Below are 16,964 nucleotides of genomic sequence, written 5' to 3'. Positions count from 1 at the left end.
TCGAGTTTGTCTACATTCCGAAGGCAGAATATTTCTGCCTTTTTTTATATTTTCTCCGATATACTCTGTCCAACTTTTGAATTATAAGCTAATATACTTTTTTGAAAGAGCATGAAAAATAGGAAAGCGCTTATTAAGGAAGAAAAAGCAGCGACCAGAAGAGCTCCCTCATGCCGAATTAATGGTACAAATGCTAGTAACTGTGGAGCAAATATTCGACTTATTGAATAGCGTATATTTGCCGCAGCAAAGTACTGTGCTTTTTGGTTAGCAGGCGCAATGCCAGCAATGTAAGAATCCTGTGTACTAACAACAAGTAATTCAGCTACTGTAAGGATTAAGACTCCTATAAAAAAACCTATATAGTTTTGAGAAAAACCAAAGATAACCATGGAGAAAGCATACAAAATACTGGAACCTACAAACCCAAAACGGGTGCTATACTTTGAAGAAAGCCTAGCCGCCATGCTGCCTAAAATAATTACCAAAATCCCATTTGTCATTAACAAAGAAGCATAGTTTTGAGAAGCATTAATTGTAAAACCGAATATTGATGTACTTTCAGATAATCGATCTAGTAAAGTTGACGGAAGCAATATTTCTAACTGCATGAAAGCTTGAGCTGCAAATACACTGGCAACAACAAAAAGTAAAAGACGTTTATCTTTTCCTATAAGCACTACTGCTTTTGTAAACTTACCATTTGCATTCATTCTTTCTTCATTACCTAATTTTCTATCAACCTGAAATTCCGGAGTTTTCCATAGTGATATATATACTAAAGTCAGTACAGATACCAAGGATGTTCCGATAAACCAAATAGGCATGGAATCAAATATAAAACTTCCTATAAGTGGACCAAGCGTCACCGCAACATTAAATATCTGGTAGGTGAATACATATGCTTTTTTTTGTTCCTTTTCATCGAGCCAATCAGATATATAAGCTCTTCCTGCAGGTATATATGAAGAATAAGCTATACTCATTAAACCGAAGCTGCCAAATACCATTATATTGCTTCCAGCTATTCTTCCAATGATAAATAATATAGTCGCAACCAGAAAACCTATACTTGAAGATATCATCATAGGTTTTCTTCCTATCCTATCTGCAAAGATCCCACCCCAAATACCTGATATTACACCCAATACTGAAATTATGGCTAAAGCAAAAGATGCTAGGTAAGGGTTCCAGGCATCGTTTAAATATAAAACAATAAATGGAAATAGCATATAAAATAAAGTGTTTTGAATACCCTCAGCAAAAAATCTCCAACGCATATGATTTTTTTTCATACTATAAACCCTTTTTCCTTAAATTTATACATACCTTATAGATGCAACTTGTTCCATAATAATCTTAGCAACATTTTCAGCATTTGGAGATTTATAGATTGTAAAATGTTGAGCTGGAACTGAACGCACTGTTAGTTCCCCAGCCAAGTAATTTTCCCAACCTACAGTGGTATCATGCTCATTTTCTTCAGCTCGTATAAACAGAACTTTTCCGTAAAAAGCTCCTGATATATTGTAACGATGAATAGCGACATTATTTGCTTCCCAAATTCCCAAGCCGCTCTTAACATCCTCAACTTCTGCGTCCATATGGAGATGACCGCCATCTTTTCCTAAATTCAAGAGGAATTCCAATAGTTCTCCTTTGTCCATGAGGGTTAACTCATCCGGATCAAACTTATCATTAGCTCCATTCGTAAACTTTAATGCATATGATTTTACAAACTCCATTTTGTCGAAATCACGTGCTTTACTGAAATGACAGTCTAATAATGTTAATAAACCAACGTCTCTTCCTTCAGCCTCAAAGGAACGAGCTATTTCATAAGCCACATTACCACCGAACGAATAGCCCGTAATATAATAAGGCCCTTCAGGTTGAACAGATAGAATATAAGAAGCATATCGTTTAGCCATATTTAATAAATCATCTTCATATTTATCACTTTCAGGAATCTCCGCACTTTCAATTCCCCAAACGTCAAACATTTCATTTAATTCCGCAGCCATTTCTTTATAACACCAAAGTGCTCCGCCAGCGGGGTGAATAAACCATATTTTTTGACGGTTCTCAGCTGGTGAGACGTGTACTACGCCATTAGGTTTAATGGAGTTTGTTATAACATGAGCTATTCCTTGTACAGTGGGATAATCAAATACAATAGATACTGGCAAAGTTAGCTCGAATTTCTTATTTAGTAGAGCAATAAATCTCATTGCTAATAACGAATGGCCACCTATTTCAAAAAAGTTACTATTTAAATTGTCGTCTGAGTTTCTGAAAATATCCTTCCATATGTTTTGAACTTTCATTATTGTTTCTTTATCCGCATGATAGTTCTTGTCATTTTTCAATGTTGTGGCTTCCATACTATTTTCCTGGATTTCAAATTTAGTGGTTTCATCAGCTATTCTTTGCATTTGAGAGATCCATTCTTGCTTCACTTCCGAGATTACATGATCCGTAAACAAATCGTTACAGTATTCTATTGTGAATGTTGAATTCTCTCCATCATGTTCTATGATGAAACTAAGATCGCATTTGGAAGTATCACTTAAAACCGATTCCATTTTAAATTGAGTATAGGGTTGTTTTTTCAAAAATCTATTATATACAAACATAACTTGAAATAGTGGCCGATAGTCACTATTTCTACTCTTCAGAACAGCAGGAATAATTTTTTCAATGGGAATATGCTCGTACTTTATTATCTCGGCATAATCCTGTGCAATCTTTTCGGAAATGCTTTTTAATGTAGCATCCTCAGTAAAGTTAATTCTAAACGGAACAACATTAACATAATTCCCAATTGCTTCAAAATCCTGTTCGTAGGTTCTATTTGCTACTGGTACCCCCATGCAAATATCCCGTTGACCACTCATTCTGGCAAGGACATAAGCTGCCATTGCTAGATGAATGGAGAATTCTGTAATTGATGTATTCTGACAAAAAGAAAGTATCTTTTGCTCCAGTTCTTTTGGCAGCGAAAACTTTATATGATTACCATTTATTGTTTGGGTACTCCCCTTCATCATACTTGTTGAGAATCTTGATTGATTTGGAATCTGTTCTAGATAATCCTTCCAAAATTCAAGACCCTCACTAAAGTCCATTGAGTTTTGATGATGTGCAAATTGGAAGAATGCAGCATTCATTTCCGTATTTTCCACAAGATCGGTTTCAATAAGTTCATGCAACTCATCCACAAATAACTGAGATGACCAACCATCAACTATTAGATGATGGAAAGTTAACAATAAATATTCCGCCTTGTCAGTACTAAATAATGATGCACGAAATCCACCCTTATTTAATTCAAACTTCCTTTCTGCTTCAGTTTGAATTACTTCTCTTAAGCCTGTTTCCTCAACTGAACGTTCACTTATTTCGGAATTCAGCGTACTATCATATTTCTGTATATATTCACCATTGTTAGTTAATATAATTCGTGATGATAAAATCGGATGTCTTCTTCGTAAATAGGAAATTGCTTTTTTAATTTTTGTAGTTTTACCTTTTTCAAAGTTTAACAGAAACGCTATATGATATTGAGATGCTTCCTTTTCTTGTTCAAAGAATAGTATACCTTGTTGTCCCAACGATAATGGAGCTTCAAGATCAGCATCAAATTTTTGGTTTACCTTTTCCAATTTCTTAGGTTCTACAGTTTTCTTGCCATTCTTTGAAATATTCTTTTTCAGATATTCTGCTTGTTTTCGAATTGTTGGATACAAGAATACAAATCCATGTGTTAACGATATTTGAAACTCAGCGGAAAGGAGGTTTGCGAGTCGAATTGCCAGTAAAGAATGCCCTCCTGCTGAGGCAAATGCAGTTGTAGCAGAATGAACTTTTTCTCCTAAGACTTCTTCCCAAATATTCGCAATGACTTGCTCCCATTTATCTTGAATTCCGCCAAAAACATTATTACTTCTAAAAGGTATTAAAGATAATTCCCGTCGATTCATTTTCCCATTCTCTAAATAAGGGAAACTATCCATCTGGACAAAAAAATTAGGAATCATATAGGAAGGCAAACGTTTTTCAATATAGCTTCTCAACCCAATCTCATCCCAAGACTTTGTATCACAACGTATATAAGCTACAAGCCATTGTTCTTCGACTTCTTCACGAACCTCTACAACTATGTCTTTAACGAAAGATAATTCTCGTATGGTTTCTTCAATTTCACCAAGTTCAATTCGAAGTCCTCTTAACTTTATTTGTAAATCTTTACGTCCTCGAAATTCGTAATGACCATCTTCTCTAATATAAACAAGATCTCCAGAGAGGTAAGACAATTGACCTGTAGAAGGACATATAACAAACTTTTCTTTTGTGGCATCGGGAAGACCAAAATAACCCAAAGCTAGACCCTCGCCGGAAATCAGTAGTTCCCCTTCGCAACCAGTACCTAATAAATTCAACTCTTCATCCACAACATGTACTGAAGCATTATCGATTGGCTGTCCCAAATCGATTTCTCTAAAAAGATGATTTTCACCCGGCAAACAAACTCTATAAGTAGTATCAATAGCTGCTTCAGTAGGGCCATATAGATTTATAATCGGTATTGGTAAATTCTTTTGGATTTTATTAACTAACGATGTTTGCAATGACTCACCACCGCAAAACAAAAGGCGCAAGGATGTGAAATTGGATAATGATCCCTGTTCCGACAATAATTTAAGTACAGTTGGTACAAACTGTACAACTGTTACTTTATGCCTTTTGATATCAGTCGCAATATCAAATGGGTTGGATGAACCGATAACCATAGTACCACCAGATGATAGTGGTGCAAATATCTCCCAAACAGAAGCATCGAATCCCGATGCAGTTTTTTGTAAAAATACATCATCTTCAGTCCAAGAAAATTCTTTTTGCATCCATTGCATATGATTGACAATGGCACGATGCGGAATAACTACACCTTTTGGTCGTCCTGTAGAGCCAGATGTGAAAATGATATAGGCAGGTGTTTCATTATTAATCAGAACCATTGGAGGATCTTCAGCCCTAATTTTAGAATGCTCTCTTAAATCTATGGAATTCCGATTAAAGGCTAAATCCGGAACGGAACCGTCAGTCATTAATACATTGACTTCTGCTTTTTCAATACAATACCTCAGTCTGTCTAATGGATAAGAAGGGTCAAGTGGCACGTAAGCAGCACCCGCTTTTAGCGTTGCTAGCATGGCAGCTATTGATGAAATGGATCTTTCTGCTGCAATGGCGACCCGGTCTCCTTCGTTAATGCCCTTCTTTACAAGCAAATGGGCGAGAGCATTTGCCCAACTATCCAATTCCTTATATGTTATAACCTTATCTTTATCTTTTATTGCAATGTTATTGGGATATATAGTTACCATAAGTTCAAAAGCATTTTGAAGAAAGCTATTATTCATAATAATTTAGCGTATTGGAAAATCAATAACGCTGTCCTCCTTTGGGCAACTTAGTATGTATTATAAAATTCAAAGCTATTAGAGGAAACAAACCTGTCGGGAGCTAACTCCCGACAGAATTATTATTTATCCGTTTACAATGCAATCCGTACCCTCTACATAGTGCTCTTTATGTTCTTCTAAACTCCACAAATTAACGGTTTTCATTATCCAACGAGTCCTTTGCTTTTCCACATCCGTGATTTCTTCAACATCCTTACCATGAATAGAATGATTGTTTGACAAGGAAATGAATTCACCCGCTTTTAGTAGGTGCGGAGCCTTTAATTCATGTAGTAAAACTTTTATTTTATCTACAACTCCCTGGGCTTCTTCTGTAAGACCCACTGTCCGATTTTCAAAATATGCAATATCAAATTCTTCTTCATTCAATAGGATGGCGTGGTTTTTTGCACGCCCTAGTTCAGTACGATTACCATATGTCGATAAATCATCAAAAGGTGTATAGAAGAGTTCTTGACGCATCAAATTTAAATCAGAAGGATCTAGTTTCTGAATTAAATCAATATTTTTGACGAATGTTGTAAAGATTTGATTTCCTTCATAAGCCCTCATTGATAACATGTTCACAAAATCAGGCCGAACGAAATGATTTGCTAAATCTTTATGGAATCCTAAAGCCACCAGTGCTTTTTGTGATTGTGTTTCTGATAAAGATTTCATAGGATAGATATCTTGAAAGACATCGCCATCATTTACATTTATATATCCAATAGCTGGCATTTCCATGACTTGAGCATAGAATTGAAGAAAGCCTTCCCCAACATATGTTTTTTTAAGCTCTCTTTTTGATTGAACTGGTGATTCATGGTCAAAAATAGGAACATCTTTATCTATAGGGCAGTTTTGTAGGTATAAGTAAGGTTCTTCCTTCCAAATCCTATTGCCGGCAGCTTTTATTTTTTCCACAATATCTTTTATTTCAACATCGTTTTCGACAATGTTTTCGATTTCTGAACGAAAGGAAGTGTAATCTTCATAAGGATTACATTTTAACTCCAAAAATTTATTTGTAAGAAGTTGATTCTCTGCATCTGTAAACACATAATCAACTTTTAATTTATTCTTCGTACTTGCATTAGTATCTACACCCATTAACTTAGCTCCAATCTATTGATTTTAATTTTACGCAGTAAATCACTAAAGTCTAGATGTGAAAAAATCTAGCAATCTTCTGAATAATAGGGCCCTATTAATATGTAAATACGTATATGATTGCTGGTGCTACCAAATTTTAACACAATAGTTTTCAGAATTCAATGAATCTTAAAAAAATAAAACTTCTTGCTCATTACCACTCCATTAGAGCTTTTATTTCTAATATGGCAATGTCATGATTCGTCATTTTCTGATCACCTGGCATGGCAGTGTTACACGAGATCAGGAGGATTTCGGTGTTTTATAACCTGATTTATGGTGATGGACTGCCTGGTTGATAACAGGTAAATCTTGAGAAATACAAGAAAATGCTTAGCATATATATCATTAATTCAGGTCATCTAAATCAACCGGGAATCGAATTTTTCTACATTTTTTGAATATTGTAGAGTAATGAAGAGTAAGCAGCATTCCTCTATTGACCTGATCGAGTAATGATCCTAAAACCCGAGAACAGAAAAGCAACGTTGCGACTTTCTACCTGGTTTGATCAACATAAATGGAACAGGAACTTATGGACTGTAATTTTGAGTGGATAAAAGTAATCACCTAAGTACATATCCGTCCTTAGGTTAAAGCTTGACCCCTTAACAAAATAGCACGTGAAATATATTCTATTGAGATAATTATTGAAAATATTGTCCACTTAAAATAGCCCTCCTTCGTATACATGGCATCAGTTGGCCATGGTGAACGATCCTTTTTCAATAAAATCGTACATTCAGAAAAACAATGGCAGGTAATCTAACAAAGAGGAAGATTTTGTATAAATCCATTAGTATAATTGATGAAATTACAATAAGAAAGGAAAGATCACTCATGCATGCTTTAAAAAAGAATGCCACATGTTTCCTTGAAATCAGTTATCTGTATATACTGTTCTTTTTTTCAGAGCTACAAACTACTACCGCAAGCTTTTTAAAAATAAAGTAAGAAATATGTAATTAAAACCTCTTGAATGAACTATGTTAAAAGATCCTCAAGTTTTCGAACATTCCCTTACGATTATTTTATCTTCATAATTAGCACTTTCAACCGTCATAGCAGCCAATTTGTACGCCTTGTCTGTGCAAGATCCCTCAAAGGCGAAATGGCAAATCCCCTACGGTTCCAGATTGATAAACTGGATGCCCGACAAGCGTTTTAAGACATTAACTCAGTCCTCTGTAACCCATAGGGCTGAGCTTTTTTCAATAGGTAATGATTATTCTACTATCCTCCCTACTGAGCTACCTCACTAGCCGTGAATGAAAAATATTACAAAGTTGTACCTTTCAAGTGAGAAACATAAGTTCTCCAAAAAAGGACAAACTGTATTTGAAAAAAGAAAGGAGATGTGAGACATGACAAAAAAATTCAATAAAGGCAGCCGTAACCAAAATTCGCCGCAATTACACGGACAAACCCCTGTTAGTGGGGACAACAGCAAAGGAAATAAAAGAAATAAAGATCAGAGCTCTAAATCAGAGTAACTAATGAAACGAACCGGTCATATTCAGACCGGTTCGTTTCAATTGCAGGCACTCTTCATTGTTAAAAAGAACAATTCTCAAAGGTCCCCTTCTAGCGATCATTGAATTATCCTGTGTACACTGGACCAACTTTGATTCCAAAAAGCCCAAGCATTCCAAACTGAAAATGGAGTGCTGCAAAACTGACCTCAGGAAAGTTTTAATTGAAAGGAATTCATTTTACATATTTAAACCGGATGTGAATGTGGGAAATCATGTTGAGTTAGCTATTTTATTCTTTTTGCATTAGATCTTCTGCTCTAGTGTTGATGTCTCCAAATCGTCAGTATCTTGATGAGTATAAGTAAAGTTTTTTGTCATCAAACTGACCACCACTAAGACAACAATGTTAACAAATAGGGCGATAATACCTACATTCAGGTCTTTTATTGCTTGAGGAAGATAGGGAAACAGTTGACCAATTTTTATATTCCCCAGTTCCATGATGGAAACTAGCACTCCTCCTGTTATAATCCCGGCAAATGCTCCATGTTTTGTTACAAAATTATTTCTCATCAAACTGGCGAAAAAGGCAGGCGCAAGTTGTGTGATGAAATTATAGGCGATTAACGCGAGACTAAAGAGGGTATTTCCCCCCTGAAAGGTCAAGTATATTCCTAAAAGAGAAATAAGCGGAACCATGTATTTTACCAGTTTTGCAATCTGTTTTTCCGTTGCTGATGGAGTGAATACGCTATATATATTTTTCGAAAGCAACGTTGATATAGACATCAATAGCATGGAACTTGGCACTAAAGCGGCTAAAACTCCAGTTCCACCAATTAAGCCCACAAACCATGGATCAAACTCCCGTTTAGAAAGCTGCAGCAAGATTTGATCGGCATCGCCGCCTTTTAATTCAGGCATCTGTAAGATCGCTGCAAATCCAACAAAAAAGGCAAACAATAAAATCAATTGGTACAATGGCATTAGGATTGCATTTTTTCTTAAGGCTTTCTCGCTAGAGGCAGCATAAATAGGAGAAAACCCGTGCGGCCACATATAAAATCCAATAGAGCTTAACACAACGGTCGATATATACCACGAAACGCTCATTCCTTGATCTGGGAGTATGGTAAAGTTAGGCTTTGCCTGTTCAATGGCCTCATACATAGGCTGAAGCCCCCCATAATAATGCATAGGGAAATACACCCCTAGAAATACGATGATGCCCAGAATCAGAATATCCTTCAAAATAGCTGTCCTGGCTGATCCATGAATACCGGAAACCATTACAAAAATGGTAACACCAATTGCTCCGACCCAAATGGCAGCTGTAGAAGAGATTGCCCCATATGATGTAGCAAACACAATATATCCTAATCCCTTCAATTGCAGGACCAAGTAGCAAGTACAAGCTATAACACCTATAACCGCAACAAGTACTCCAAGATATGGACTTTGATATTTTTTCACAAAAAAATCAGATTGGGAAACTAATTGGTGCTTCTTTGCATACCTCCAGATTGCCGGAAATGTCCAATAGGAGATGACCGTGGCCAGACAGCCATATGTGACGATACTAAAGATGGAACCACCTTCCCCATAAGCCGAGCCACTTGCACCTAAAAAGGTAAAGGTGGTATACATTTCACCTGCGGATAAAAGGAAAATCAAAAGGGCTCCCATTCCGCGGCCTCCAACCGACCATTGTTCCAAGTTCATTTCTTTCCCTTTTTTAGCTTGGATACCGATCAAAACGGAAATGACGAAAAAAAACAGGATGAAAAGAACGGCAATATTCATCTTGAATCTCCCTTCTTATTAGCAGGATCCAGGAGATAAATAATCCCCATTATACCTGTGGTCAGCACAGACCAGAGTACAATCCAAAAATGAAAAAATGGCATACCCAGAACATAGGGAGTCACTTTATTTGTAAACAAGGCGCCTACGATAAAACCAAGAAACGGGATAATTCCGAGCCAATATATTTTTTTCATTCTCTTAGCCTCCTATTATGTTAGATTTAACATTTTTAAAGTCCCATGAACATATAATTTCACCCCATTTTGTAAAGCCTGTTCATCGAAAGTGAATTTAGGATGATGGTGAGGATATATAATCCCTTTTTCTTCATTGCGAGCCCCTATTCCAATATAAGTTCCTGGAACTACTTCTTGAAAAGCAGAGAAGTCTTCACTTCCCATAATTGGCTTTAAAATCTCTCGACTTCCTTCACCAAATACTTCACAAACCGTTTCGTCCATCAATCGGGTAACTTCCTCATCATTAATGGTAGGAGCATAACCAAACTGATAATCGAATTCATATGTAGCTCCATGTGCTTCCGTAATCCCTTTTACTATCCGTTCGATAAAATTCGGGATTTCTACCTGCAGTTGTGGATTAAAGCTTCTAACTGATCCACCAATGCTTACCTTACTTGGAATAACATTAATCGCACTGCCCCCATGGAACTGGGTCACTGAAATCACAAGGGCTTCCTGGGCATCACGATACCGCGAAACAATGTGCTGGAGATTCGATACCACCTGTGTTCCAATTGCAATTGGATCGACGGTAAGTTCAGGTTGTGAGGCGTGCCCCCCTTTACCCACCAAGGTGATGTTAAAAGTATCGGCCCCAGCCATTATCGGACCGTAGCCCAAACCAATTTTCCCTAAAGGAAGATTCGACAAGAGATGGGAACCAACGATCATATCCACTCCATCAAGCACACCCGCTTTCACCATTTCTTGAGCTCCACCTGGCGGCAGTTCCTCAGCATGTTGAAATAAAAAGCGCACCTCCCCTTTAATTTGCTCCTTTATCTGTGTGAAGATTTTTGCTGTTCCGAGCAGCATCGCCGTATGCCCATCATGCCCGCAAGCATGCATGACTCCTGAATTCCGTGACACAAAGTCAAAATCATTTTCTTCTTCAATTGGAAGCGCATCCATATCTGCCCGAAGTGCAATGACCTTCCCAGGCTGCTGACCGATCAAACGAGCCATTATACTCGTTTTTGTCGGACGTGAAATTTCCAATTCACCAAAAGTTTGCAGCTTTTCATAAACAAATTGTGCTGTTTTTTCCTCCTGAAAAGACAGCTCCGGATACTTATGTAAATATCTTCTCCAAGCAATCACTTCATCTTTAACAGCCTCGATCAAATCATGAATCATTATGGTTTGAGACATACGCTACAACCCCTTTTCGTTTGATTTTACACAGCAACCCTTAATTTAGGTTAGTTTAAGGAAAAAATTCCTTAAATAGAGTATAATCTCATACAGTCTTCATTACAATATTTTTCGAAAATTCAAAAACTTTTTTTCCACACTAAAAAAGCACCCAAATTATGGGTGCCTGTAATTCATAATAATTGATAAATCTTACTCGGCCTTCCTCGGGTGGCATTAGCCTCTTCACCAACGCATTGTGCCAAATCAACTTCGCACATATCCGCAACGATTCGCCGTACATTGCGCTCTGTCATTTCTAGATGCGTCGCTAAGTCCTTTGTAGTAAAATCACTCCAGCCCATTCTTTGAACAAGCGCAGATATCTTCTTATACGTCTTAACACTGATATTTCCGTTTTTCAACTTTTCTATAAGGGGTTTATTATGGGTACGGGTATCATATTGCAGTTCTTTCTTTTTGCCTGGTGATTCGATTATTTTGCCATCATCTTGAATAATCACAATTTCTCGCTTCTTCATCTCTTTTGAACGTTGAATGGCACGAAAAGCATTGATTTCCGCCGAATAGGCAGTCTCGCCGAAGCCAATTCCAACTGCAACGGTTGTATCTGCTTCAAAAGCCAATTTTTCAATCGTTTCTTCGAGCGTAATGATTTCTCGTTCAATTGCGCCGCGAGAACTGAAAATCATGTACCTTCCATTCCCTTTCTCTGAAAAGGAACCATTTATTTTTTCACCAAGTTGAATCAACATTTCTTTTAGCCGAAGCTCCAAGTACTGTAAATGATATGGAGTTTTCATTTCCTCTGCCACTTTATTAAAATATTCAACTTCAATGATTTCGACTCCTATTTGTGTATCCTTAAAGTAGGATGCCTTTACTTTTTCTGAAAGAATTCGAAGAGTTTGCCTCACTTCCATCTTACTCATCGACATACGGTAGGCTGGAATGCCCAATTCCCTTAAAGCTTCACACACGGACGGAAAACAAGAAAAAGCGCCTTCTGTCTTTCCCGTATTCCATAAGTCCAAATGAAAATGTACCAATTCATCCGTATCAACATCTGTCTCAAACACTTTCGTATATATCTTTTGGGTTTTTATATTCAACTGTGATAAAGCTTCTTCGCTAATATTATTTGAAGACATGGTATCGATACTTAGATGCTCAATGATTTTTCCTTGTTCATAGATCATCTCTAAAAAGGATTTATAAAAACCAGATTCCGTAGCTGGGACATGGACCATTATTTTATCTGTACGTAGTGTTTTTCCCGCAATTTCATAGGGAAGCGGACCAGAAAAAAGCCATGCATGTACATGTGAATCATGTTCCTTTACAATATTCTCTACCTCTTCGGTCCTTACATAGGGCAAAGAGATGAATTCCAACTCATGTTTATATTCTTCTGCCGCGGCTAAAATTTGTTCTATAGAAGTTTTTAGACCGACAAGTCCGATTTTATACATCCAGTAATCGACTTCCTTTACCATCTGTAATAGATTCATTGTTATTTGTAGAATATCCTGGTTTAATCCAAGTCATGATATCGTATTCCTAATTCTTCTGCTGTCTAACTATTGTTCAATTTGTATGAGCCTTGTTTTTTTTAGTTACCTCTTGATCATATCAGCAGCCAAAAGAAAAATGTGGTAGCCAATGCTATAATATATAGTTTTATTCATACCCACGCCAAATTTTTTCTCGTATGTATCATTTTATCATGCAACATGAAGGAAAAATACGTTGTATACGTTATTCATCTATAATCACTGCACGGATAAATATAGTTAATGATTCACTACTCTATGTACTCAAAGTAGGATATAAAAGTTATTTAATAGTTTAATTATGTTTTTTAAAATAGGTGTTTTGAAGTAATATTGTTGCTTTATTTTATAGACGCTTCTCTGGGGTGCCCATTCAAACTCATTAAATAGCATATATTTTTAGGCTAGGGAGAGCTATATAAACCCCTAATATTAATGCAAAACAAAAAGGGATAGGGCCGCCTTCCAGTCACATCATCTCCTTAAGTATATTATTTTGTTAACAACTTTTTTTCGGAACATCTCCTCCTAGGTACGATTATAATGTCCGCCCATAACAATAAAAAAGCTGCCTCAATGACAGCTTCTCATTTCTGGAATCCTCTACGAATGACCCGATCCAGCCATACTTATCACTGGTCACAATTTGACAATAAAACATCTCCTTATTTGTTTTAAGGAGGAATTAAATAAATGGGTTCCTTTGCTTTATGTTCTAATTGGGATATTGGCACAATAATCTCACCGGAAACCGAATTTCATTTACGTGAATACGAAGAACGTCGAGGTATTACTTTTTTAACATATAAATTTTACGAGGTCTTCCCCGAGGTGATTGAAGTTCTTCTCCTTTGTACTCCACTAAACCGCTTTCACTCAAACCACTCATGATTCTCTGGGCATTTCGAACGGTCATGGATAAATGGGATGCTAAGTCCGAGGAAGTGAAGCCGTCCCAGCCCATGCGATCAATCAATGCTTCTATCTTTTTATACGTTTTTACACTAATGTTAGCCTGATTCAATTTATCCAGCAGTTCTTTATCATTAGAACGGAAGGTGTATGCCAATTGTTCTTCTTGACCTACGGATTCGATCATTACACCATCTTCCTGAATAACAACAATTCCAGAACTTTCTTTCTTTTTTGAATGACGAATCGCCTTGCGAGCATTGATTTCTGCCGATGCAGCCGTTTCACCAAAACCAATGCCGACTGCAACAGAAACATCCATCTCAAGGGCAAGTTGTTGAACAGTACTTCGCAAGCTGCCAATTTCCCGTTCAATGGCCTTTCGTGAACTAAATATTTGATAGCGTCCGTTTCCATTTTCGATGAGGGATCCATCTAATTTTTCGCAAAATGTAAGTAATGTTTGTTTAATCTTAAGCTCCAAATGCTGCAGATGGTAACGAATATTTACCTCGTCAACAAATTGATCAAACTGATCAATTTCAATGATTTCGACACCTATCTGGCTATCTTTGAAATAAGTACTTTTTGCTTTTTCAATTAAAATCTTGACCGCTTGCCGAATTTCCATTTTGGTCATATTAATTTTGTAGACAGGTACACTTTCCTTCTTCAAGGCCTCATAAACAGATTGTAAAACGGTAAGGACCCCATGTACCTCCCCTTCCCTCCACAACTGAAGATGAAATTGTACAATTTCTTGATAATCATATTGTTCATCAAATGTTTTTATATAAATATGTTCGGTGGAAATCCCCAGCTCTTGCAGCGACTCATGCAAAAAAAAGTCTTCCAATCGAATCATATCGATGGATAATTTATCGAAAAAATGTTTTTGATCTGCTGACATTTGTAATAAACATCGATATAAACTAGATCCTACAGGAGGACAATATGCAATATTGGCTTCTGAATCCAACATTCCTTTTGCTATTCTATAAGGTACCGGTCCAGAGAAAAACCAACCATTTACTGCACTTTGGTTATTTTTTATGATGTCAGTAACCTCACGTGCATCTTCATATGGAAAATCAATAAAATCAATTTCATGTTCAAATTCATTCGTAACATCCCGAATTTTCTCTATAGATGAAAGTGGACCTACAACCCCAATTTTATACAAGTTTTTTTCACCCCTACATCATACTATTCGTTTTATTATATCAAAATAACCCACCCTAACAGGGAATAAAAATGATATCCAAATATACAAGCAAGTAAAGCACCGTTTGTCATGAATAAACGGTGCTGCTTAATATGGTTTACTTATCTTTCGTAAGTTGAAGAATGGCAGGATTTAAACATTCAATGATTTCGCATTCCATTGCTTACTTCACAACAATTACCAGAAAATATTTTCCCTTTATTCAGAAAATTTTATTGAAATAGATTATTCTTAATTATATAATACATTTAACGAAAATAGCGTTAAATATTCGTTAAATAAGAATCGGTATATTTCGAAGAGGATGTAAAGGATGAAAGACGCTAATTTGAGTTTAGGGCATGCTTAGAGAAAAGTTTATTAATGGAATGCTGCAAAACGCAACTACAAATGGAAGAAGGTTTAGGAGGAGAATGTAATGGAACAAAAAGTAATCAAAGATACAACTAATCTTCAAAATCAGAAAACGGGTGGTTTTTTCAATAGAGTAGAGCGAATAGGCAACAAAATCCCCCACCCCTTTATCTTATTTATTTATATGATTGCCTTTTTATTTGTTGTAACCGCTCTCTTATCCGTTTTCCATGTTTCGGCATCGGACCCCATTAGTGGAGAGAAAGTGGAAGTTCAAAACCTTTTAAGCCGTGAAGGCATCCAATGGATTTTGCCGAATATGATTAAAAACTTTTCAGGGTTTTTACCATTGGGATCTATTTTAGCCTTAATGCTGGGAGTGGGACTCGCTGAAAAGGTCGGATTGTTAGAAGTTTTGATTCGGAAAATGTCGTTAAAAGTCTCAGGGAAATACGCAAGTTATTTAGTTGTATTTGTTGCCTTCTTCAGTCATGTTTCTTCTGATGCTGCGCTTGTCATCATGCCTCCCCTTGGAGCTTTGATTTTCCTGGCTGTGGGACGGAACCCTGTTGCAGGGTTGCTCGCTGCCATTGCTGGGGTTGGTTCAGGTTTCACTGCCAACTTATTAATCGTCACAACGGATGTCTTGCTTTCAGGAATCAGTTCGGAAGTAGCGAAAGGCATGAATGCAAATTTGACCGTTAATGTTACGGATAACTGGTTCTTTATGGCGACTTCCGTTCTCGTACTCACGGTAGTTATATCCTTGATTACAGATAAGTTTGTTGAGCCGCGTTTAGGAAAGTATGAAGGTGGCGGTAAGCATAAAAAATTGGAGCAATTAACGAAGCAACAAAACAAAGCACTCCTGGCTACAGGTATTTCAGCAGTGATTTTTATAGCTGTTATGGCCATTCTAGTCGTTCCAGAAGGAGCTCTATTACGAAATCCAGATACCGGAGCCATCCTCCCTTCTCCATTCATGTCCGGAATTGTCTCAATCATCTTACTCTTCTTTTTTACAGTTTCCATTACTTATGGAGTTAAGGTGGGAGCAATCAAGAAACAAAATGACATTCCGGAATTATTGGTAGACCCAATTAAAGGCATGGCCGGATTCATTATTATGGTTTTCCCGCTTTCCCAGTTTGTCGCTTGCTTTAACTGGAGTAATATGGGTAAGTTTTTGGCTTTATCCATCACAGATCTGTTGGAACAGCTAAACATAGAAGGTGCACCTGTTTTAATAGGGCTAATGTTCTTATCTGGACTTCTTTCCATGTTCATTGCCAGCGGATCGGCAATATGGTCTATATTGGCACCCGTTTTTGTCCCAATGTTCATGGTATTAGGCTATCATCCTGCCTTCGCCCAAATGTTGTTCAGGGTAGCAGATTCATCTGTACTGCCATTGGCACCTGTATCTCCATTTGTCCCACTATTCTTAAGTTTCTTACAAGAGTATCGAAAAGATGCAAAACTAGGAACTTATTATTCTCTTATTTTGCCTTATCCGATTATCATCTTTATCATTTGGACATTATTGGTTGTGGTTTGGTATTTCCTTGGCCTCCCAATTGGTCCCGGAGTATATCCGAATTTACCGTAATTTGAAAAGTCCC

10 protein-coding genes are annotated in these 16,964 nt (G+C 37.0%); 2 read left to right on the top strand and 8 right to left on the bottom strand.

Annotated features, from left to right (window positions below; genetic code table 11):
• Window positions 1-44 precede the first annotated feature (44 nt).
• The 3 genes from J7I90_RS23480 to J7I90_RS23470 all read right to left on the bottom strand — a co-directional run bounded on the left by J7I90_RS23480 (window position 45) and on the right by J7I90_RS23470 (window position 6,578).
• Window positions 45-1,295: an MFS transporter gene (locus J7I90_RS23480; RefSeq protein WP_214773989.1), complete on the bottom strand. Its 1,251-nt coding sequence runs from the start codon at window positions 1,293-1,295 to the stop codon at window positions 45-47.
• Window positions 1,296-1,319: 24 nt separating this feature from the next.
• Window positions 1,320-5,423 carry a non-ribosomal peptide synthetase gene (locus J7I90_RS23475; protein WP_214773988.1) on the bottom strand — a complete coding sequence of 1,368 codons (4,104 nt, stop codon included), beginning with the start codon at window positions 5,421-5,423 and terminating at the stop codon, window positions 1,320-1,322.
• 126 nt (window positions 5,424-5,549) lie between these two features.
• Complete coding sequence (locus J7I90_RS23470; RefSeq protein ID WP_214773987.1) at window positions 5,550-6,578, bottom strand: hypothetical protein; 1,029 nt, start codon at window positions 6,576-6,578, stop codon at window positions 5,550-5,552.
• A 1,406-nt stretch (window positions 6,579-7,984) separates the two neighbouring features.
• On the opposite strand from J7I90_RS23470, the gene J7I90_RS27880 reads away from it, so the two are divergent.
• Complete coding sequence (locus J7I90_RS27880) at window positions 7,985-8,113, top strand: hypothetical protein (protein WP_258832991.1); 129 nt, start codon at window positions 7,985-7,987, stop codon at window positions 8,111-8,113.
• A gap of 285 nt (window positions 8,114-8,398) precedes the next feature.
• Here the strand turns inward: J7I90_RS27880 and J7I90_RS23465 are convergent, their stop codons facing one another.
• From J7I90_RS23465 to J7I90_RS23445, 5 genes are all read right to left on the bottom strand, one after another.
• Complete coding sequence (locus tag J7I90_RS23465; RefSeq protein WP_214773986.1) at window positions 8,399-9,898, bottom strand: sodium:solute symporter family protein; 1,500 nt, start codon at window positions 9,896-9,898, stop codon at window positions 8,399-8,401.
• Window positions 9,895-10,095 (bottom strand): DUF3311 domain-containing protein, encoded by a 201-nt coding sequence (locus J7I90_RS23460; RefSeq protein WP_214773985.1) that lies wholly within the window; start codon window positions 10,093-10,095, stop codon window positions 9,895-9,897. The genes J7I90_RS23465 and J7I90_RS23460 overlap by 4 nt, the downstream gene beginning before the upstream one ends.
• A 15-nt stretch (window positions 10,096-10,110) precedes the next feature.
• Window positions 10,111-11,295, bottom strand: coding sequence for an amidohydrolase (locus J7I90_RS23455; RefSeq protein WP_214773984.1), 1,185 nt, complete (start codon window positions 11,293-11,295; stop codon window positions 10,111-10,113).
• Window positions 11,296-11,471: 176 nt separating this feature from the next.
• On the bottom strand, window positions 11,472-12,770 hold the full coding sequence (locus tag J7I90_RS23450) for a hypothetical protein (protein ID WP_214774003.1): 1,299 nt from the start codon (window positions 12,768-12,770) through the stop codon (window positions 11,472-11,474).
• Window positions 12,771-13,641: 871 nt separating this feature from the next.
• The gene (locus J7I90_RS23445) at window positions 13,642-14,946 is read right to left on the bottom strand and encodes a helix-turn-helix domain-containing protein (RefSeq protein ID WP_214773983.1); all 1,305 of its coding nucleotides are present in this window, start codon (window positions 14,944-14,946) and stop codon (window positions 13,642-13,644) included.
• 460 nt (window positions 14,947-15,406) lie between these two features.
• Here J7I90_RS23445 and J7I90_RS23440 point away from each other — a divergent pair, with 460 nt between their 5' ends.
• Window positions 15,407-16,951 carry an AbgT family transporter gene (locus J7I90_RS23440; RefSeq protein WP_214773982.1) on the top strand — a complete coding sequence of 515 codons (1,545 nt, stop codon included), beginning with the start codon at window positions 15,407-15,409 and terminating at the stop codon, window positions 16,949-16,951.
• Window positions 16,952-16,964 lie beyond the last annotated feature (13 nt).

The organism is Bacillus sp. ISL-57, assembly GCF_018613135.1.
Classification (GTDB): domain Bacteria; phylum Bacillota; class Bacilli; order Bacillales; family DSM-1321; genus Peribacillus; species Peribacillus frigoritolerans.
This window is presented reverse-complemented; position numbering and strand designations above follow the sequence as displayed.